At 68.1% G+C, this 2,790-nt stretch carries 1 protein-coding gene and 1 pseudogene; both read left to right on the forward strand.

Annotated features, from left to right (window positions below):
- Positions 1 to 2,306, forward strand: a 2,306-nt coding sequence (locus FV217_RS22065; RefSeq protein WP_147821759.1) for a xanthine dehydrogenase family protein molybdopterin-binding subunit, incomplete at its 5' end; no start/stop codon positions are given.
- Positions 2,307 to 2,563: 257 nt separating this feature from the next.
- Positions 2,564 to 2,790, forward strand: a pseudogene (locus tag FV217_RS22070) (DUF2268 domain-containing protein); the annotation flags it as partial.

A 2,790-nucleotide genomic window follows, 5' to 3' on the forward strand; every position in this document is an offset into this window, starting at 1 on the left:
CCCCCAAGGCCCCTGCCCTCCTCGACAACGTCAGCCGCCGCGCGACCCTCGGCGGACTCGGCGCCTTCGTTCTGGCTCTCTCGCTCAGCGATCGGGCCATGGCCGACGAAGGCCAGACGAAGGAGCAACAGGAAAAGAAATACGGCGCCGACGGCATGCCGCATGGCTGGCGCGACGACCCCAAGGTCTTCGTCGCCATCGCCGCCGACGGCACCGTGACGGTGACGAACCACCGCTCCGAGATGGGTACCGGGGTGCGCACCTCGATCGCCTTCACCGTCGCCGACGAGCTCGAGGCCGACTGGTCGAAGGTCAAGGTGATCCAGGCCTGGGGCGACGAGAGCCGCTTCGGCAACCAGGACACCGACGGCTCGCGCAGCCTGCGCCACTTCTTCCAGCATTTTCGCCATGCGGGCGCCGCTGCGAAGCTGATGCTCGTCCAGGCCGCCGCCAAGCAGTGGGGCGTGCCGGTCGGTGAAGTCGTGGCCGAGAACCACGTCATCAGCCACAAGAAGTCGGGAAAGACAGCCGGCTACGGAGAGTTTGCCGCCGCCGCCGCCGAGCTGCCGGTGCCGGCCCGCGAGAGCGTCGTGCTCAAGGACCCGAAGGCCTTCCGCTATATCGGCAAGGGCAAGATCGGCCTGATCGACAACCACGACATCACCACCGGCAAGGCGATCTACGGCCTCGACACCCAACTCGACGGCATGCTTTTCGGAGTTGTCGCCCGCCCCGCAGTCTACGGCGGCAAAGTGAAAAGCTTCGATGACAGCGCTACGCTGAAGATCCCGGGCGTCGTCAAGACCGTGAAGATCGAGGGGGGAGACATCCCCTCGGAGTTCATGCCCTTGGGCGGCATCGCGGTCGTCGCGAAAAACACCTGGGCGGCGATGAAGGGCCGCGAGGCGCTCAAGATCGTCTGGGACGACGGTCCGAACGCCAATTACGACACCACGGCCTTCCGCAAGGAGCTGGAAGCCTCGGCCCGCGCCCCCGGCAAGGTCGTGCGCAACCAGGGCGACGTCGACGGCGCGATGAAGACGGCCAAGACCAAGATCGAGGCCGAGTACTTCGTGCCCCACCTCGCCCAGGCGCCGATGGAGCCGCCGGCCGCCGTCGCCCGCGTCAAGGACGGGTTCTGCGAGGTCTGGGCCTGCATCCAGGGTCCGCAGGCGGCCAACGATCGGCTGATGAAGCGGCTGAACTTCGCCGACGACAAGGTGAAGGTGAACGTCACGCTGCTCGGCGGCGGCTTCGGCCGCAAGTCGAAGCCCGACTTCATCGTCGAGGCGGCGCTCTGCTCGCAGGCCGTGGACGGCGCGCCGGTCAAGCTCGTCTGGACCCGCGAGGACGACCTGCACCACGGCTACTATCACACCATCTCGGTGGAGCGCCTGGAGGCCGGCCTCGACGACAAGGGCATGCCGGTGGCCTGGCTGCACCGCTCGACCGCGCCGACGATCGGCTCGATCTTCGCGCCCGATCCGAAGCACGAGCTGCCGTTCGAGCTCGGCATGGGGCTCACCAACCTGCCGTTCGCCCTGCCGAACGTCCGGCTGGAGAACCCGGAAGCCGCGGCCCACGTCCGCATCGGCTGGTTCCGCTCGGTCTCGAACATCCCGCACGCCTTCGCGATCCAGTCCTTCGTGGCTGAACTCGCGCATGCCGCCGGGCGCGACCCGCTGGAATACCTGCTCGCCCTGATCGGACCCGACCGCAAGATCGATCCGACCACGCTCGGCGACGTCTGGAACTACGGTGAGGATCCGAGCCGCTATCCCGTCGATACCGGGCGCCTCAAGGGCGTGATCCAGGCCGTTGCCAAGGGTGCCGGCTGGGGCCGCAAGCTCGAAAAGGGCCGGGGCCTCGGCGTCGCCGGGCATTACAGCTTCGTCACCTACACGGCGGTCGCGGCCGAGGTGGAGGTCGACGACAAGGGCGAGGTCAAGGTGCACGCCATCGACATCGCCGTCGATTGCGGAGCGCAGGTGAACCCCGAGCGCATCCGCTCGCAGATGGAAGGCGCCGTCGTCATGGGGATGGGCCTCGCCCTGTCCTCGCAGATCACCTTCAAGAACGGCCGCGCCGAGCAGAACAATTTTGACGGCTACGAAGTGGTCCGCATGGACGCCGCGCCGAAGGTGATCCGCGTCCATCTCGTCAACTCCACCGGCTTCGACAGCCCGCTCGGCGGCGTCGGCGAACCCGGCGTGCCGCCGGTGGCCCCGGCCATCGCCAACGCGGTCTTCGCCGCAACCGGCCGCCGCATCCGGCAGTTGCCGATCAAGGACCAGCTGAGCAGCTGAGTCTTTTCGGAGTTCACCACGCCCACTCTCCCCGCGCGCGGGGAGAGGGCCACGGACCCCTTGCAGGGTCCGTGGCGAGCGGAGGCGAAGCCGAAGCATAGGTGAGGGGGAGCCGCCGAAAGTGGCTCCTCCGGGGGTAACCCCTCACTTTCGGCTGCCGCCTCGAATCATGACCCGACAAGGGGGCATGACGCCCTCTCCCCGCGTGCGGGAAGAGGCGCGCTCACCACTGTCCCGATCTCACCAGGAAAAAACCGATGACGCGTCACGCGTACCTCGCCGCCGCCCTGCTCACGGCCCTGACGGCCGGCCCGGTCCTGGCTTCCCCCTGCTCCGAGCAGATCGAGGCCCTCTCTGGTAAGGTCCACGAGGAAGGCAGGCAGGCGATCGCGGCCGGGACCGGCTACGGCTGGACCCTTGGCGAGGCGCTGGTCAGCGAGGGGTTGGCGGGACGGTTCGTGAGCCATCTGTTCGGCACGCCGCC

The sequence above is a fragment of the Methylobacterium sp. WL9 genome (assembly GCF_008040035.1).
In the GTDB taxonomy this organism is placed as follows: Bacteria; Pseudomonadota; Alphaproteobacteria; order Rhizobiales; family Beijerinckiaceae; genus Methylobacterium; species Methylobacterium thuringiense.